Annotated in this window: 15 protein-coding genes; 13 read left to right on the forward strand and 2 right to left on the reverse strand. The window is 55.7% G+C overall.

Translation table 11 applies throughout. The features are described from left to right. The first annotated feature begins 24 nt into the window (after positions 1–24). The 3 genes from rpoN (at position 25) to ptsN (ending at position 2982) form a co-directional block, all read left to right on the forward strand. Positions 25–1575, forward strand: coding sequence for an RNA polymerase factor sigma-54 (rpoN, locus tag ACO6TI_RS10215; RefSeq protein WP_422384883.1), 1551 nt, complete (start codon positions 25–27; stop codon positions 1573–1575). 289 nt (positions 1576–1864) lie between these two features. Continuing rightward, complete coding sequence (gene hpf / locus ACO6TI_RS10220) at positions 1865–2452, forward strand: ribosome hibernation-promoting factor, HPF/YfiA family (RefSeq protein WP_055120458.1); 588 nt, start codon at positions 1865–1867, stop codon at positions 2450–2452. Positions 2453–2514: 62 nt separating this feature from the next. Beyond that, complete coding sequence (gene ptsN / locus ACO6TI_RS10225; protein ID WP_055120320.1) at positions 2515–2982, forward strand: PTS IIA-like nitrogen regulatory protein PtsN; 468 nt, start codon at positions 2515–2517, stop codon at positions 2980–2982. Positions 2983–3030: 48 nt separating this feature from the next. Here the strand turns inward: ptsN and mdoH are convergent, their stop codons facing one another. Next, on the reverse strand, positions 3031–4854 hold the full coding sequence (mdoH, locus tag ACO6TI_RS10230) for a glucans biosynthesis glucosyltransferase MdoH (protein ID WP_422384884.1): 1824 nt from the start codon (positions 4852–4854) through the stop codon (positions 3031–3033). Between the two features lie 98 nt (positions 4855–4952). Here mdoH and ACO6TI_RS10235 point away from each other — a divergent pair, with 98 nt between their 5' ends. The 9 genes from ACO6TI_RS10235 (at position 4953) to ACO6TI_RS10275 (ending at position 14401) form a co-directional block, all read left to right on the forward strand. Then, positions 4953–5966 carry a zinc-dependent alcohol dehydrogenase gene (locus tag ACO6TI_RS10235; RefSeq protein ID WP_422384885.1) on the forward strand — a complete coding sequence of 338 codons (1014 nt, stop codon included), beginning with the start codon at positions 4953–4955 and terminating at the stop codon, positions 5964–5966. Between the two features lie 53 nt (positions 5967–6019). After that, a complete protein-coding gene (locus ACO6TI_RS10240; RefSeq protein WP_422384886.1) occupies positions 6020–6418 on the forward strand; it encodes a 6-pyruvoyl trahydropterin synthase family protein in 399 nt (132 codons plus the stop codon). A gap of 6 nt (positions 6419–6424) precedes the next feature. Continuing rightward, positions 6425–7477: a glycosyltransferase family 4 protein gene (locus ACO6TI_RS10245; RefSeq protein ID WP_422384887.1), complete on the forward strand. Its 1053-nt coding sequence runs from the start codon at positions 6425–6427 to the stop codon at positions 7475–7477. Continuing rightward, the gene (locus ACO6TI_RS10250; protein ID WP_196891538.1) at positions 7474–8280 is read left to right on the forward strand and encodes a class I SAM-dependent methyltransferase; all 807 of its coding nucleotides are present in this window, start codon (positions 7474–7476) and stop codon (positions 8278–8280) included. The genes ACO6TI_RS10245 and ACO6TI_RS10250 overlap by 4 nt, the downstream gene beginning before the upstream one ends. A gap of 283 nt (positions 8281–8563) precedes the next feature. Next, positions 8564–10000 carry a UbiA family prenyltransferase gene (locus ACO6TI_RS10255; RefSeq protein WP_196917493.1) on the forward strand — a complete coding sequence of 479 codons (1437 nt, stop codon included), beginning with the start codon at positions 8564–8566 and terminating at the stop codon, positions 9998–10000. Positions 10001–10006: 6 nt separating this feature from the next. Then, positions 10007–11308 carry an FAD-binding oxidoreductase gene (locus ACO6TI_RS10260; RefSeq protein ID WP_196891533.1) on the forward strand — a complete coding sequence of 434 codons (1302 nt, stop codon included), beginning with the start codon at positions 10007–10009 and terminating at the stop codon, positions 11306–11308. 172 nt (positions 11309–11480) lie between these two features. Then, on the forward strand, positions 11481–11918 hold the full coding sequence (locus tag ACO6TI_RS10265) for a transporter (RefSeq protein WP_055120305.1): 438 nt from the start codon (positions 11481–11483) through the stop codon (positions 11916–11918). Continuing rightward, the gene (locus tag ACO6TI_RS10270; RefSeq protein WP_422384888.1) at positions 11915–12928 is read left to right on the forward strand and encodes an NAD-dependent epimerase/dehydratase family protein; all 1014 of its coding nucleotides are present in this window, start codon (positions 11915–11917) and stop codon (positions 12926–12928) included. Before ACO6TI_RS10265 ends, ACO6TI_RS10270 begins: the two co-directional genes overlap by 4 nt. 9 nt (positions 12929–12937) lie before the next feature. Further along, on the forward strand, positions 12938–14401 hold the full coding sequence (locus tag ACO6TI_RS10275) for an aspartate aminotransferase family protein (protein WP_422384889.1): 1464 nt from the start codon (positions 12938–12940) through the stop codon (positions 14399–14401). Positions 14402–14703: 302 nt separating this feature from the next. On the opposite strand, the gene ACO6TI_RS10280 is transcribed toward ACO6TI_RS10275, so the two are convergent. After that, positions 14704–14889: a hypothetical protein gene (locus tag ACO6TI_RS10280; protein ID WP_196998953.1), complete on the reverse strand. Its 186-nt coding sequence runs from the start codon at positions 14887–14889 to the stop codon at positions 14704–14706. A gap of 304 nt (positions 14890–15193) precedes the next feature. On the opposite strand from ACO6TI_RS10280, the gene ACO6TI_RS10285 reads away from it, so the two are divergent. Then, positions 15194–15775, forward strand: a complete 582-nt coding sequence (locus ACO6TI_RS10285; protein ID WP_196898353.1) for a VPLPA-CTERM sorting domain-containing protein — start codon at positions 15194–15196, stop codon at positions 15773–15775. The last annotated feature ends 97 nt before the right edge of the window (positions 15776–15872 follow it).

A 15872-nucleotide genomic window follows, 5' to 3' on the forward strand; every position in this document is an offset into this window, starting at 1 on the left:
AGCTGATAGGCGCCCGGGAACTCGATGGCCATTTCAACAAAGCTGGAGATGCGGCAAAGCCAGTCGCTGGTGATGACGCCGCAGCTGATGCAGGCGATCAAGCTTCTGCAGATGTCCAATCTCGATCTTGTTTCCTATGTTGAATCCGAACTTGAACGCAATCCGTTGCTCGAAAAAACCGACGGCGAGGCCAACGAGGGAAATACGGGTGACACTTCCGTCACTTCGGACCGGATCTCCGACAATCCCGAGGGTTCTTCTCCGGCTGGCGAAGAACCGGATGCCGGGGACTGGATGCAAAACGACCTGGAAACCGGGTCCGAGGCCATTGCATCGCGCATGGATACCGATCTTGGCAATGTATTTCCGGATGAACCTGGCGTGCCCGCATCTCCGGATCCTGCCCTCCTGAAAACCGGTGACAGCTACAAGAACGTCTCGAGCGGAGGCGCGTCGGAAGACTACAACCTGGAAGCCTTCGTTGCCGAGGAGGCTTCTCTGGTCACTTCGCTTGAAGAGCAGATGCATTTCGCGTTGAGCGACGAGGCGGACAGGTTGATTGCCGGTCATCTTATCAATTCTCTTGATGAAAACGGGTATCTTTATCTGGATCTGGAGGAAACGGCTGAACAGCTGGGTGTCGGGCCGGATCGTGTTGAATGGGTGCTGAACATCCTTCAGACCTTTGAACCCGCCGGTGTCTTTGCACGCAGTCTTGCCGAATGTCTGAAGCTGCAGTTGATTGACAGGAACAGGTTTGATCCGGCGATGGAAGCTTTCATCGACAATATCGAGCTGCTCGCAAAACGTGAGCTGTCCGCGCTCAAGAAGATCTGCGGTGTCGACGACGAGGATCTGACGGAGATGATCGCCGAGATCCGGGCTCTGGATCCCAAGCCGGGCAGCGTGTTCGGGTCATCGCTCGTGCAGCCTGTGGTGCCGGACGTGTTTGTCCGCCCGGCCAACGACGGCACCTGGGCAGTGGAACTGAATTCGGATACCTTGCCCAAGGTTCTGGTAAACCAGACGTATTTTGCCAAGGTTATCAAGACGGCACGAAATGAAACCGAGAAGGAATATCTGACAGATTCCCTTCAAACCGCGAATTGGCTTGCCAAAAGCCTCGATCAGCGGGCCAAGACCATTCTCAAGGTATCAACCGAAATCGTTCGCCAGCAGGATGGGTTTCTGACTTACGGGATTGCCCATCTGCGCCCTTTGAATCTGAAGACCATTGCCGAAGCGATCGGCATGCATGAATCAACAGTCAGCCGCGTGACGTCCAACAAGTTCATGGCAACGCCTCGCGGGATTTTTGAACTCAAGTATTTCTTCTCGTCTGCCATTTCCGGCACCTCTGAAGGCGACACACATTCGGCAGAAGCGGTTCGTCACCGCATTCGGCAAATGATCGATGCCGAGGACCCGAAGGCGATTCTGTCCGATGACACGATCGTGAAAACTCTCAAGAATGACGGGATCGACATTGCGCGAAGAACAGTCGCAAAATATCGCGAAGCGATGAAAATCGGCTCGTCGGTTCAGCGCCGCCGCGAAAAAAATTCCAATATCTGAGACACGATCGGCCGAGCAACAGGACCAAAGATGGCAATATTTCGAACTGAAATCGAAATATCCACTGAGACAATTTATTGGAACTACACCATTCTTCCGATGCGTTTGCCGACCTGTTTATTAAGAATTGACACTTTGCGTTAGCGCAATTATAGCACCGCCCTCATGACGTAATGAGGGGATGGCGCTGACGCGCTGACTGGTCCATTCTGTGGACTTGAGACGTTTCGCGTCTCGACATCGGCAATTGCTGATGATTTATCGGCCAATAGAAAAAGAAGAGGTCCCCATGGCTTTGCGGATTTCGGGTAAGAATGTTGATGTGGGCGATGCACTTCGCGAGCACATCACAGACCGAATCGATGATGCCCTGTCCAAGTATTTCACGGGCGGATTCACTGGCCACGTCACGCTTAGCAGGGAGGGCACAGGCTTCAAGTCTGAATGCAACCTGCACCTGGACACGGGAATCGTGCTACAGGTGTCGGCGCAGGATCAGGATCCGCGCAACAGTTTCGATGCTGCTGCGGACAAGATCGAAAAGCGATTGCGCCGTTACAAGCGGAAGCTAAAGGATCACCACAGCCACAACGGCAACGGTCGTGAGGCGTTCGAAGCAGCATCCTACGTATTGGCGTCACCGGAGGACGACGAGGAAGTGCCGGTGGATTTCAATCCGCTTGTTATTGCCGAGACCTCTGCCAAGGTTAAGACCATGACAGTCGGTATGGCGGTGATGGAGCTGGATCTGACCGAAGCACCGGTGGTTCTGTTCAAAAATGCGGCAAATGGCGGTGTAAACGTTGTCTACCGCAGAGCAGATGGCAATATAGGGTGGATAGACCCAGCGTTGGTGGCCGGTGAGGCCGCCGAATAAAATGATGCGGAAGAAGCCGGCATCCACGCCGGAGCCGGCTTCCGAAATTTGTAGGCAAACTAATGGATCTTAGTGATCTTCTGGGTAAAGATGCGGTGGTTTCCTGCCTGAAAGCTAAAAGCAAGAAACAGGCAATTCAGGAACTCTCCGGCCGTGCGGCGGAACTGACCGGTCTTTCCGAACGCGAAATTTTCGACACTTTGCTTCAGCGTGAGCGGTTGGGATCTACGGGAGTAGGTCACGGCATTGCGATCCCGCATGGCAAATTGACACGTCTTGACCGCCTGATGGGGATATTTGCGAAGCTCGACAAGCCAGTGGATTTTGATGCGCTGGATGACGAGCCGGTCGACCTCGTTTTCCTGCTGCTCGCACCCGAAGGGGCAGGTGCTGACCATCTGAAGGCTCTTGCCCGGATTGCGCGCCAGTTACGCGATTCTTCGGTCACCCAGGGTATCCGCGCGTCCTCGGACGCTGAACAGATATTCGGTTACCTGACGCAGCCTCTGGCGTCTTCCAACGCAGCTTAATCGTTTCAAATGACAAAGGACCTGCCGACCGGGCAGGTCTTTTTTGTGTCAGACTTCCGCCGGGTTGGGATCACCTTGAACCATGCCGGGCTGGGAAACGGTTTGAACCGCTCCCTTGGACAGAGCCGGCAAGTAAAGGTCGGCAAGTTCGGAAGGCGGGTTGGATTCTTCCGGAATACGCCACAATGTCGACCGGATCCCGAGTTTTCCGAGAAATCTCGTCGATGTGGAAACAGCGATGAGGACGGCGAGCAATGGTCCGATGGCAATCGGAACAACGGGCCAGACCATACCGATCGGCTGGGTGGAGATCCAGCCTAATCCGGCGAGGCCGAACAGCGTCTGCGGCCACAGCTTGGCTGCGGCTAGCGGCACGGGAAGGCGCGCAACGCCGCGCGCCTGAGCGCCCCAGCCGATGCTCTTGCCAAATACCAGCCCTCCCATGAACAGGGTATGTGCGACGGCCATGATTGGTGCCAGCATGGCCGAATAGACGATTTCCGCGCCGACACTGATCAGGATACGAACCGTCCCGCCGAAAGACTTTCTCAAGTCCTTGCGGGCGAGCACATCTGCAACTGTCGCAAGCTTCGGCGCGAACACCATCGTTAGGATCATGAAGAACAGCACCGCTCCGGTGTCGGCACGAAACGGCGCATAGTCAGTCGTCATGCCAAGTGTTGCGGCGCCGACCATGAAACCGATCCACGCGGGAGAACCCAGGAACATCAGAATTGCCAGGAACAGCTGGGCACGGCTGACAGGTTTCAGACCTTTCATTCCCAGAAGGCGGCGATACTGAAGGTTGCCCTGACACCAGCGGAGATCGCGGCGGATGAATTCCAGCAGATGCGGCGGATTGTCCTCGTAGCTGCCAGTTTCGAGAGGCAGCACGCGGCACTCATAACCTGCACGGCGCATCAGGACAGCTTCGACCTGGTCGTGTGACAGGATTGTGCCTGCCAACGGCCCCTTTCCGGGCAGGACCGGCAACCTGCAATGCTCCTTGAAGGGTTTCAGGCGCAGAAGTGCATTATGGCCCCAATAGGGTCCGCAATCGCCCTGCCACCACGCGCTTCCGATTGTGTAGGAGCGCATCCCCAGCCGCATGCCGAACTGGAAAACCCGCGCGAAGGCGCTGTCCGTCGGCAGGCCGACGACGAGGCTTTGAAGAATACCGACCTTGGGATTGGCTTCCATCCGTCGGACGAGGCCCGTGATTGCATCCGCGGACATGTAGCTGTCGGCGTCCAGCACAAGCGCAAAATCGTGATCGTCGCCCCAACTGTCGCAGAATTCCTCGATGTTGCCGGCTTTGAAGCCCGTGTTCTTCGAGCGGCGCCGGTAGATGATTTCCATCTGGCCCTGGAACCGTTCGGACATTCGCGCTGCCATTTCCTGCTCTTGAAGGGCAATTGCACCGCGCGACGTGTCACTGAGAACATACAGTTTGAAATGCTTCGACTGACCCGAACGGATCAGGTTGGTCATCATCGCGCTGAGATTGGTTTCCAGGCTTTCCACGTCCTCGTCACGCACGCAGGACAGGAGCGCCGTCGAGCTTTTCAGCGGCATCTTCGGATCGCCTGCATTGATGGGACAGACAGCGGCAAGCGGATCGCGTGAAAGCCGCATGACCAGCAAGCCGATGACCGCATTCCAGAATCCGATGATCGTCCAGGGCAGCGTGACCATGAAGCACAGCACAATGAACAGATCGAGCGGTGTCAGGCCGCCTGGTGACAGCGTGACCACCATGAGTGCAGTGAGTGCGACAAAGCTGGTTCCAAGAAGAATTGCGAAGATCAGTCGTCTGATCGTCATTCTGGTCGCTATTTTGTCTGAAATGGAGGTGTCAGTGACTCGAAACATTTTTGTGACTTCCAATCCGGGCAATCGTGGCGATAGTGCGCATGTCAAAATGTCCTAATATTGACAACGGCTAAGCGAGCAAGCGGAATGTTACGGGAATGACGGAAAAAAGGCTGGTGACGCACGGCACAACCACGCCGCTGGCGCTGTGGTACGTCGGAAACGGGCAATGTGAACTTGAACCGGTTGCGGTTGAAGAACCCAAACCGGATGAGGTTCTCGTGCAAACTCTTTTTAGCGGTGTCAGTCGCGGAACGGAGGGCCTCGTCTCCCGAGGTGAGGTTCCCGAAAGCGAGTGGCTGCGCATGCGCGCACCTTTCCAGGCGGGCAACTTCCCGTTTCCCGTGAAATACGGGTACGCAAATGTCGGCACGGTTCGCGGAGGAGACCCTGATCTGGTTGGTCGAACCGTCTTTTCGCTCTACCCACATCAAAGCGCTTACACTCTCCCTTCCAGTTCCTGCATGCCTGTTCCTGATGGCGTTTCGTCGGAACGTGCTGTTCTTGCTGCCAATATGGAAACAGCGCTTAACGCTATATGGGACGGAAAACCATCACCTGGGGATCACATCTGCGTGGTTGGCGGTGGTGTTGTCGGTCTCCTGACCGCTTACGTCGCCGGCAGGTTGCCTGGATCAACCGTCACCGTCATTGATACAAACCCTCAACGGGAAGAAACTGCGAAAGCACTGGGACTTTCCTTTGCGCTGCCGGAAAACGCTCCCGACAATCAGGATCTCGTGTTTCACACAAGCGCGAGTGCCGCAGGCCTGGCGACGGCTCTGGCATGCGCCGGGGACGGGACATCGATCATTGAAATGAGCTGGTACGGCGCCCGGAGCGTTGCCACGCCGCTCGGAGCGGACTTCCATAGCCGGCGGTTGAAACTCGTGTCCAGCCAGGTGGGCTCCATTCCCCTGGAACGCCAGCCACGCTGGACCTACAGGCGGCGCCTGGAAGTGGCGATGACCCTGTTGAAGGACCCGGTGCTCGACAGGCTGATCACGCACGAGGTGCCCTTCCGGGCATTGCCGGATCAACTTCCCGATTTGTTGAACAAAGCGTCAGATGTCCTGGCAGCTGTTGTCGTTTATGACGCAAAAGCCTGCTAGAAAGCGCTCGACGGCCTTCCCGCCATTTGCACAGAAGTTTCAGGAACCGGAATATGTTTGCTGTTGAAGTTCGAGACCATGTCATGATTGCCCACTCCTTCAAGGGAGACCTCTTCGGTCCCGCCCAGGCACTGCATGGAGCAACTTTCGTCATCGATGCGGCCTTTCTGGCAGAAAAGCTCGACGTTAACGGCGTGGTAATCGATATTGGCCGCGCGCATGAGGCTTTGAAGGAAGTGCTTGAACCGCTCAACTACAAGAACCTGGATGATGTTCCTGAATTTGCGGGCGTCAACACGACGACCGAATTTCTGACCAAACACATTCACGACCATCTGGCGCACGCGGCACGAGAAGACCGTCTGGGTCGGCCCGGGCACGAACTGAAGGCGATCCGGGTGACGATCTCCGAATCGCACGTCGCACGGGCCTGGTACGAAGCCGGAATCTGATCCCGCATGAAAACACTTTGTTTTGCCTATCCGGGGGATCTCGAAACACCCACCGGCGGTTACGGATATGACAGGAAGGTCATCGCGGGTCTGAGAGACCTCGGGTGGCAGGTCGATCTTGTGTCGCTCGGCGACGGGTTCCCGTTTCCGTCGCAGTCGACGCTGACAAAGGCACGGGAGCTGTTCGCACGCGTACCCGATGGTGGAAGGCTGGTCGTTGACGGGCTGGCCCTTGGCGTCATGGATGAGGCGGCCGCGGAACAAGCTGAACGGCTGGACCTGATTGCACTGGTGCATCACCCGCTGTGCCGTGAAACGGGACTTTCTCCCGATCAGGCAGCCGAACTGTTCCAAAGCGAGCGAAAATCCCTGGCGCATGCAAGACATGTCATCGTCACAAGTCATGCAACATCCGATCAGGTGACGGACCTCTTTGCGATCGCGCAAAAGGATATCACGGTGGTTCTTCCGGGAACCGACATTCCGGCCCCCGTCTCGCGGGCAGCATCCGGCACAACGCGGCTTCTATCTGTCGGAACCGTTGTTCCCCGCAAGGGATATGATCTTCTGCTTGCCGCCTTGGCGGATCTTGCGGAATTGGATTGGAACCTCGATGTTGTCGGAGGCCTGGACGCAGATCCTGACTGCTATTCGGCTCTTCAGGCCCAGGTCGTTGACTTTGGGTTGAGCGACCGGGTGACCTTTCATGGTGCTGTTGCGCCGAAAAGGTTGCCGGAATTCTACCGGAGCGCGGACGTCTTCGTGCTGGCCAGCCGCTATGAAGGATATGGAATGGCCTACACCGAGGCACTTGCATACGCGCTGCCGGTCATCGGCAGTGGCGGCGGCGCCGTGAAGGACACGCTGCCTCCGCGCGCCAGTGTCTATTGCGGTACCGAAGACATCGACAGTTTGCGCCAGGCGCTCCAGTTGCTGATCCTTGATGAAGGCAGGCGCAGGGACATGTCTGCGGCGGCCAGGATCTCCGCGGCGCAACTGCCAAGCTGGCGGGATGCAGCCACCCAGTTCGCGCTGACGTTGGAGGCGGGGGACGCATGAGCGGATTTTCTTCCAAATGGTTGTCGCTTCGGGAACCACTCGACATAGCAGCCCGCAATCGTGCGGTGGAACAGTCTTTCCTGGAGCAGTTGCCTGGCGGCTCTCCAAAAATTCTGGATCTCGCCAGTGGGGCGGGATCCACCGTGGCCGCCTTGAAAGATCGACTTCCTGCCGATACCCGTTGGTTGCTGACGGATCATGACAAGGGCTTGATTGACGTTGCCTCGAAACGCTGGAAGAACCGGTTGAAAGGCGACCTTTCATTCCGCCAGGTTGATCTGGCCGGGGCGCTTGAGGATCTGCCCTTTGGTGAAGTAGACGCCGTCAGCACCTCTGCATTTCTTGATCTTGTCTCCGAGAGTTTTCTCACACGGCTCGTGGATTGCATCGTCCGCGCAGGGAAGCCGTTCCTGGCAAGCTTGACGTATGACGGGCAGGCGGATTTCGCGCCGCCCGCAACCCTGGACAGGGCGATGCGGGACGCCCTCAACACCGATCAGCTGCTGGACAAAGGCTTCGGCCCTGCCCTGGGACCTGGCGCGGCTCCCTGTGCTGTCGAGCTTTTCAAGGCGAGGGGATACAACGTCTTGCAGGGTCAGTCGGACTGGCGTGTCGACGCGTCAGAGAAGGACTTTCTGGAGGAGTTCCTGAATGGATGGGCAGGTCTTGGTCTGAGGAAAGGTCTTGATCGCAACGTTTTGGAGGACTGGCGGAGGCTTAGGTCGGATCAGACTGCGTCCGGAGAGATCCGCGTCAGGATCGGTCACATCGACTTCGCTGCCTATCCAGGCGTGAATTGTTGAACAGGCGCATACTTTGTAAGGCTAAAATTCGAATTTTTTAATTTACGATTTGCTAAGTATATCGGCATCGATTTGGCAAAAATACGGGTTGTTTGCGTAAAATGTGCAAGCTTTCGTACTCTTCCACTTTGCCTTAAAGCGCATGATAAGAAATTTGCGATAGCGTTCAGCCAAAATGAAGCACGATTACTGTGCGTTTAGAAATGGCTAACAGGGAAAAGATCAGGTTTGCTGGGCTCGATAGAAAGCCGGAGCAGTTGTTTGATCTTGGGACGTCTGCGTGATGGATCAGCGCTTAGAAACTTCAAACAGGGCAATCTACGTCGATCTGGACGGAACGCTGCTCCGCACGGATCTGCTGTGGGAAAGCCTGTTTCAGGCCCTGCGACGGAACCCATTGGTGATTTTCGCATTGTTTGGCTGGCTCATGAAGGGAATTGCCTTCACCAAGGCGAGACTTGCGGAGATCGCCGGAATTGACGTGACAGCACTGCCGTATCGAAGCGAAGTTGTTGAACAGCTCAACAGCCAGCGCGCCATGGGCCGGCGCATTGTCCTGGCAACCGGATCAAATGAGAAGCTGGCTCATGCAGTTGCAGGCCATCTCGGCCTGTTTGACGGTGTTCTGGCATCGGATGAGGAAACAAACCTTACCTCGGTGCGCAAACTGGAGCGCATCGAGGCGGAATCCGGCGGCGTCGGCTTCGAGTACTATGGCAATTCGCACCACGACATTTGTTTGTTCGAAGCAGCGTCGGAAGCGATCGTTGTCGCTCCGGACCGGGCCGCCAACCAGTGGCAGAAACAGTCAGGCGCGAACCGCATCGATGCGTCGGAAAGTGAATTGAAAGCTGCACTGCAGGCAATGAGGCCCCATCAGTGGCTCAAGAACGCGTTGATCTTCGTTCCGGCGGTTCTGGCGCATGATATTTTCGTAGGCTCTGTGTTTCTCAGTGCGGCTCTTGCGTTTGTCGCCTTTTCACTATCGGCCTCTGCCATCTATATCCTCAACGACCTGATGGATCTTGAAGCAGATCGGAAACACAAGACCAAGTGGAAACGGCCATTCGCCAGTGGGCGCTTGAGCGTGCCGAACGGCCTCATGCTGGCATTCGCATCAATCGTGGCGGCATTCGTCATTTCCGCCTTTCTGCCGATCGAATTTGCAGGAATTCTTCTTCTATACCTGTTCATCACGACGGCCTATTCTCTTTCCGTCAAGCGTATGCTGCTGCTGGATGTGTTTGTTTTGGCCGGGCTATACACGATCCGCGTCCTTGCGGGGGGAGTGGCCGCAAGTATCGAATATTCCTTCTGGCTGCTTGCCTTTTCCGTGTTTTTCTTCCTGTCGCTTGCGCTTGTAAAACGCTTCACCGAATTGCAGCAGGTTGGCGAGATCGCCTCCAGGGAAGTGACAGGGCGCGGTTATCGTCATGTGGATCTGGAAACGATCTCGCAAGCCGGGATGACCTCCGGGTTCGCTGCGGTCCTCGTGCTCGCGCTTTACATTCAGAGCCCCGCCATCGAGCAGGCCTATGCCTTGCCGCAGATGATCTGGCTTTTATGTCCGCTCATTCTCTACATCATCATGCGAATATGGATACTCGCGCGTCGGGACGAAATGCATGAGGACCCGATTGTTTTTATCCTGAAAGACTGGCGCAGCCAGTTGATGATCGGATGCGGAGCCCTTTTGTTCCTCGTCGCAGCGATCTGGTAGGCCGCCGTGACAAATCATATCCAGAGCTGGGGTGGACTGAAGGTCGAAGCGCCGGATCTCCTTGAGCCCGAGGACTTTCTGAAATCGGATAGACCGGCAGGGAGCATTTTGCCATTCGGTAACGGCCGCAGTTACGGAGACAGCTGTCTGAACGCATCGGGAACTGCGATTGCGAACCGAAGTTCGAACAGCATCCTGTCATTTGACCGGGTCACGGGAATTGTCGAGGCAGAAGCCGGCGTTCTGCTTTCCGACCTGATTGATGCAGTCGCACCCCATGGCTGGTTTCCGCCGGTTCTTCCCGGGACGCAATTCGTGACCCTTGGCGGTGCGATCGCAAATGATATTCACGGCAAGAATCATCACCGGAAAGGCACCTTCGGTTGCCATGTCACCGAGATCCACCTGGATCGTTCCGACGCGGGAAGCCTTGTGCTGCACCAGGGTGATGAAACAGGGCTCTTTGAAGCGACGATTGGCGGACTGGGCCTGACGGGGCTGATCCGCAAGGCCTCGTTGCAACTCATGAAGGCAGGCTCGTCGTGGATCAGACAGGAGACAACACGCTTCGACAATCTGGAAGCCTATTTCGAGCTCGCGCCGGGGATTGACGAAACACACGAATATGCTGTCGCCTGGATCGACTCTCTCAGCAAGGGAGGGCGTTTCGGGCGCGGTCACCTGATCGCAGGTGATCACGAACAGACGGGGGGACATCCTGCAACCGGAGCCGCATCGAGACTGAGCATACCGTTCACGCCACCGATCAGCCCGCTCCAGGGTCCGTTTTTGAGGATGTTCAACGAAACCTATTTCCGGAATGCACCGGAGGGGACGTCTTCGAAACGCGTTCCGTTCGACACCTTCTTTTTTCCGCTTGATAGCATTGGCAGCTGGAATCGCCTTTATGGTCCTCGCGGGCTTCATCAGCATCAAAGCGTGATCCCGGAAAGTCAGGGTTTTGAGACTGTCAAAACCCTCCTGGAGTGCACTCAGGCCAGTCGGCACGGTTCGTTCCTGACGGTTCTCAAACGCTTTGGGTCAATGAAAAGTCCCGGATTCATGAGCTTTCCGCACGCAGGTTTCACGCTAACACTGGACTTTCCGGACAAGGGAGCTTCGACGTACCGGCTCCTGGAAAAACTCGACGAAGTGACACTTGCCGCCGGCGGTGCGGTCAATCCGTACAAGGACCGGCGAATGTCGGCTGCAACCTTCAAGGCCTCGTTTCCGGAGTGGCAGCGTCTTGAATTGCTGCGAGACCCCATGCTGCTTTCAGATTTCTGGCGACGAACAGCATTGCAATGAAAATATTAAGTAAACCAAGAGTTAAAATTATTAGTAAGAACAATAGTTCTTGGTGACAATTAATTATTCATGTCGAATTGGGTTGTTGGAGCAAGTTTAAAATTAAGACAAAATAATTGAATTCGTTGAATAATCTCGCTGATACATCGAGCGCGCGCGGAGATGGCCCTGCATGAATACCTACCTTCCTTTCATATTGTTTACAGTTCTGACCAACGCCGCTGCGCAGATCCTGTTGAAATACGGCATGGTCCGGATCGGTGACTTCAGCACGTTGCATAGCAATCTGATCATCAAACTGCTGCAGGTCGTCTTCTCGCCCTTTGTGTTCCTGGGGCTGTGCACGTTCGTGATTTCCATGGCGTCTCATCTATACGTGTTGTCGAAGGTGGAACTGTCCTACGCCTATCCGTTTTTGTCGCTCGCCTACGTCGTGGTCGCCGTCTACGCCTATTTCATTTTTCAGGAAGATCTGAACGCGATGCGCGTTTTCGGCATTGCTCTGATTTGTGTCGGAACGGTCTTCATCGCACAGGGCGGATCCAACCACGATCGTGCCGGAACATCCACCAAGGTTCAAACAGCTGCTCTTGAGGAGACCTCGAAGTGAAACATATCCTTTTTGGCGGTGACGGCTTTGTCGGCCGGCAGCTTGCAAAGCGCCTGCTTGAGGACGGCGAGGAAGTCATCGTCGCCGACATCGCGGACAGCCATCGGCATCTTTATGCCAATGCAACGATTGTCGATTGCGACGTAACGGATCCCGAGGCCGTCGCTGCCGTGCCGATAAGCAGCGAAGATATGGTCTACAATCTCTCGGCGAAAATGCTGTCGCCGATCCAGGTGCGTTCAAAGCGGCACGACTTCTTTTATCCGGTCAACTTTGACGGCACAAAGAACATCATCGAGGCGATGGACCGTGCCGGTGCGGGTAAGCTGGTGCACTATACGACCGACATGGTTTATGGCCATACGGTCACGTTTCCGATGACAGAAGATCATCGCGTCGCACCGCTCGGCGAATATGGGCAGTCGAAGCTGGATACCGAAATTCTGGCGGCCGAGTGGCGGGAACGGGGAATGAATATCACGCTCTTCCGGCCAAGGCTTATCATCGGTCCTGGCCGCCTTGGTATCCTCACCAAGCTCTTCAAGCTGATCGACATGAACTTGCCCGTGCCCATGATCGGATCGGGGAAAAATCCCTACCAGTTCATCTCGGTCTATGATTGCGCGGATGCGGCCTACAAGGCCTGGAAGGCGGGCGTACCGAACCAGGCCTACAATCTGGGTTCCATTGATCCGCCACCTGTCAGGAAATTGCTCGGCGATCTGGTCAAGCACGCAAATTCAAGGTCGATCCTGCTGCCCACATGGGGATTTGCCGTGAAGCGGACCCTCGATTTTCTGGACGCGATCAATCTGCCCCTGATGGATCCCGAACAGTACCTGATTGCTGACGAAATGTGCGTTTTGGACGTTTCAAAGGGCGAACGTGACCTCGGCTGGGTTCCCGCGTATCGGGACGAAGACATGCTCATTGCCGCATATGACGAATATCGCACACAAAAAGAAGACGGAACCAGCGTCGACCACGGCACGGCCCAGCCCGCAGAATAGGAATTCCAGATGTTGCAGAATACCGCGATCCGCCCCGAATTCTCCGAAGTCGATGTTGACGCCGAACCCGTGAACACCGCAAAGCCGGATCTTCTGACGGTCGAAGAGGCAAAAGCCCTTGATCCCCAGTCGATGGCAGATCTTTTCAAGGAGCACATCAATCCGGGGCAGTTTCACTTCATGAAGCTGCTCGGATTTCACAAGGTCAAGATCGAGACTGCCGAAGGCATGTACTATGTCGATCAGAACGGACGAAAGATCCTGGACTTTTTCGGTGGCTTCGGTTCCCTGGCGCACGGTCACAACCATCCGCGCGTGATTGCAGCCCGTCAGAAATTTCAGGACGAAGGTCGACACGAGATCGCGATTGCCTTTCTGTCGCAATACGCGTCTGCGCTGGCAAAGAACCTGGCAGCCTGTTCTCCCGGTGAACTGGACATGGTGTTTCTCGGGTCTTCTGGGTCTGAAGCGATGGAGGCCGCGGTCAAAGTCGCGGAACGGGCCTCCGGTCGGCCGAACTGCAAGATCGTTCACGCCGGGAACTCCTTCCACGGCAAGACCAAGGGCGTCTTGTCAATCACGGACTCCGACCTCTACCAGGGCAATTTCAAGCTGGTGGAGAACCGCATCAAGGTTCCGTTTGGAGATCTGGAGGCTCTGACCCGCGCAATTGAATCGGATCCGGACATAGGCGTTGTCGTGCTGGAAACGGTCCAGGGCGGCGGCGGCATCATTTCCGCCACGGAAAGCTATTGGAAGGGCGTGCGGGCCCTGTGTGACAAACACGATGTTCTTTGGGTCGCCGACGAGGTTCAATGCGGCTATGGCCGCACCGGAAAGTTCTATGCATTCGAACACTATGGTGTTGTTCCGGACGTGACTGCGCTGGCCAAGTCTCTCGGCGCCGGCAAGGCCGCCGTCGGAGCGATGATCGCAAAACGCGAGGTCTACATGAAGGCCTACGGGTCGCCGAAAACGGCGATGATCCATGCCCAGGCCACCTTCGGTGGAATAGGCGAGGCAAGCATCACCGCGATCGAAGGTCTGAATGTTCTTTACGATGAAGACCTGATCGAGAACGCCGCGCGTGTCGGTGACCATCTGATTTCCCGTCTGAAGGCTCTTCAGGAAAATTACCCGAAAATCATCAAGGACGTGCGCGGCAAGGGCCTGATGGTGGGGCTGGAGTTCCAGGACTTTTCCAAGACGATGCCGGCAGTGCTGAGACCGATGATTTCCCTTCTGGATGACAAGCTGAAGGGATCGCTGTCGGGATTTATCGGCGCGCAGCTTCTCAGGGACTATGACATCCTGGTTGCCTTTACCGAGTACAACCGAAATGTGATCCGACTCGAGCCGCCGCTGGTCTGCACCTCAGAGAACGTCGACACGTTCTGTGACGCTCTTGATGACCTCCTGTCGAAGGGGATCGTCAGCATCGTCAATGGCTTTATCAAGTCGCAAAAGGGATAACCGGCAGACTGCCGGATGCCGGAGCGCTTCATGCTGCCGCCGGTTGGAGAACAAGTTGAAAGGCCCGCTCAGATCGAGCGGGCCTTTTGATTTCAGATGGGTTAGGTTGCGCTCCGAATCCGCCCAAATCGTTCCACGACCTCGCGCGGCCGATTGAGAACTTGGATCACCTTTCAACGGGCATCGTAAACAACGGCAGTTCGCAGCTGGGTGGATCTGCTCGTGCGGGAGGTGGAATGAGACGAACGTGCCGCCGACGAAGAGCGTCGGGCAGGTCACCGCGAACCATCATCTCGTGGGTATCACCCTGCTGCGTCTGACCGGCAGTACGAGACCGCCGGAAACATCAGCCAGCCACACGCCGTCAGGAATATGGCCAGATTGACGACAAGCACCACAACACGGTGAAACGTGTCGATCGCAAGATGCGTGAGCCTGTGTTTTTTGCTGAGTGCGAGCAATGTCTCGGACGAGCGAAAATCAGGCAAATGCCATCTGGTGAAACGACAGATTGCATTGCGGTGTGTACCAACGCCATCCAGGCGTGTGGGGTGATTTTCTCCAGAGCGGACTCGCTGAAAAAATATCGCCTGAAGCTTGAGCGTCCGCCGGATAATGCAGAGATTGCAGGGTAAACATGTAACCCATTGTTCTGTAATGTTTTTTATTTCAATGCGAACATTTCCTTAGAGTTAATAATATGTTAATATTCCGCATGAAAAGAGAAAGTTTCATCTAAGGAAACTCGGTCTTTTACATTTGGGGCAGATTTTGTATTGGTAGGAGCTTCACATGAGAATTCTTGGCTTAGCATTGGCCGCAGCAGTGGCTATCCCATTGGCAACCGCAGGAATAGCAAATGCGGCCCCGATTTCGGGCAACATATCCGGCAACGTTCAGGAAAATGGCCCCAAACCGCTTAACCCGTGGGCGCCGGGCGGTACACCCTTGTACGATGATTTCAGCAATGGAACCGGGAATCCGTCGTTTAGCCTTGTAGGCGATACTAACATTTTCGGCACCGTCAGACATGCGAGCAGCACCAACTTCAAAGACGGCTGGACCATGACCCTGGATAAGGCCTACAATATCTCCTTTAGATGGGCACCCCATGCCGGTAGCCTTTTTGACGGTGATTTTAATTGGGCCGGAAATACATTTAGTTTCAGTGGGACCGGAGGGCCTAGCTGGCTCGGTGTTCTGGGAGCAGGAACATATTCCTTCCAGGTCGATGCAACAGCAGGCAGCTTGCCCCCCATCGAAGACGGATACTGGTCAGTCCATGCCACGGTTGTTCCGCTACCAGCTGGCGCCGTACTTCTCCTGTCGGCCCTTGGTGGTCTGGCGCTGTTCAGGTCCCGCAAGAGCGCTTGAATTCAACGCGGCATGTGACGCGCATTTGCCGTCTCAACGCTCTGTGTCGAGCACAGGATTACAAACCAAAGCGCCGCCCTCATCGGGCGGCGTTTAT

Source organism: Roseibium album, from assembly GCF_965233825.1.
Classification (GTDB): Bacteria; Pseudomonadota; Alphaproteobacteria; order Rhizobiales; family Stappiaceae; genus Roseibium; species Roseibium album.

What these genes read in the sequence shown, in the direction of transcription:
- hpf (WP_055120458.1), top strand. Translation starts at nt 1,865, where the DNA reads ATGGCTTTGCGGATTTCGGGTAAGAATGTTGATGTGGGCGATGCACTT.
- ACO6TI_RS10240 (WP_422384886.1), top strand. Translation starts at nt 6,020, where the DNA reads ATGTTTGCTGTTGAAGTTCGAGACCATGTCATGATTGCCCACTCCTTC.
- ACO6TI_RS10285 (WP_196898353.1), top strand. Translation starts at nt 15,194, where the DNA reads ATGAGAATTCTTGGCTTAGCATTGGCCGCAGCAGTGGCTATCCCATTG.
- ACO6TI_RS10250 (WP_196891538.1), top strand. Translation starts at nt 7,474, where the DNA reads ATGAGCGGATTTTCTTCCAAATGGTTGTCGCTTCGGGAACCACTCGAC.
- ACO6TI_RS10245 (WP_422384887.1), top strand. Translation starts at nt 6,425, where the DNA reads ATGAAAACACTTTGTTTTGCCTATCCGGGGGATCTCGAAACACCCACC.
- ACO6TI_RS10265 (WP_055120305.1), top strand. Translation starts at nt 11,481, where the DNA reads ATGAATACCTACCTTCCTTTCATATTGTTTACAGTTCTGACCAACGCC.
- ptsN (WP_055120320.1), top strand. Translation starts at nt 2,515, where the DNA reads ATGGATCTTAGTGATCTTCTGGGTAAAGATGCGGTGGTTTCCTGCCTG.
- mdoH (WP_422384884.1), bottom strand. Translation starts at nt 4,854, where the DNA reads ATGTTTCGAGTCACTGACACCTCCATTTCAGACAAAATAGCGACCAGA.
- rpoN (WP_422384883.1), top strand. Translation starts at nt 25, where the DNA reads ATGGCCATTTCAACAAAGCTGGAGATGCGGCAAAGCCAGTCGCTGGTG.
- ACO6TI_RS10235 (WP_422384885.1), top strand. Translation starts at nt 4,953, where the DNA reads ATGACGGAAAAAAGGCTGGTGACGCACGGCACAACCACGCCGCTGGCG.
- ACO6TI_RS10275 (WP_422384889.1), top strand. Translation starts at nt 12,938, where the DNA reads ATGTTGCAGAATACCGCGATCCGCCCCGAATTCTCCGAAGTCGATGTT.
- ACO6TI_RS10255 (WP_196917493.1), top strand. Translation starts at nt 8,564, where the DNA reads ATGGATCAGCGCTTAGAAACTTCAAACAGGGCAATCTACGTCGATCTG.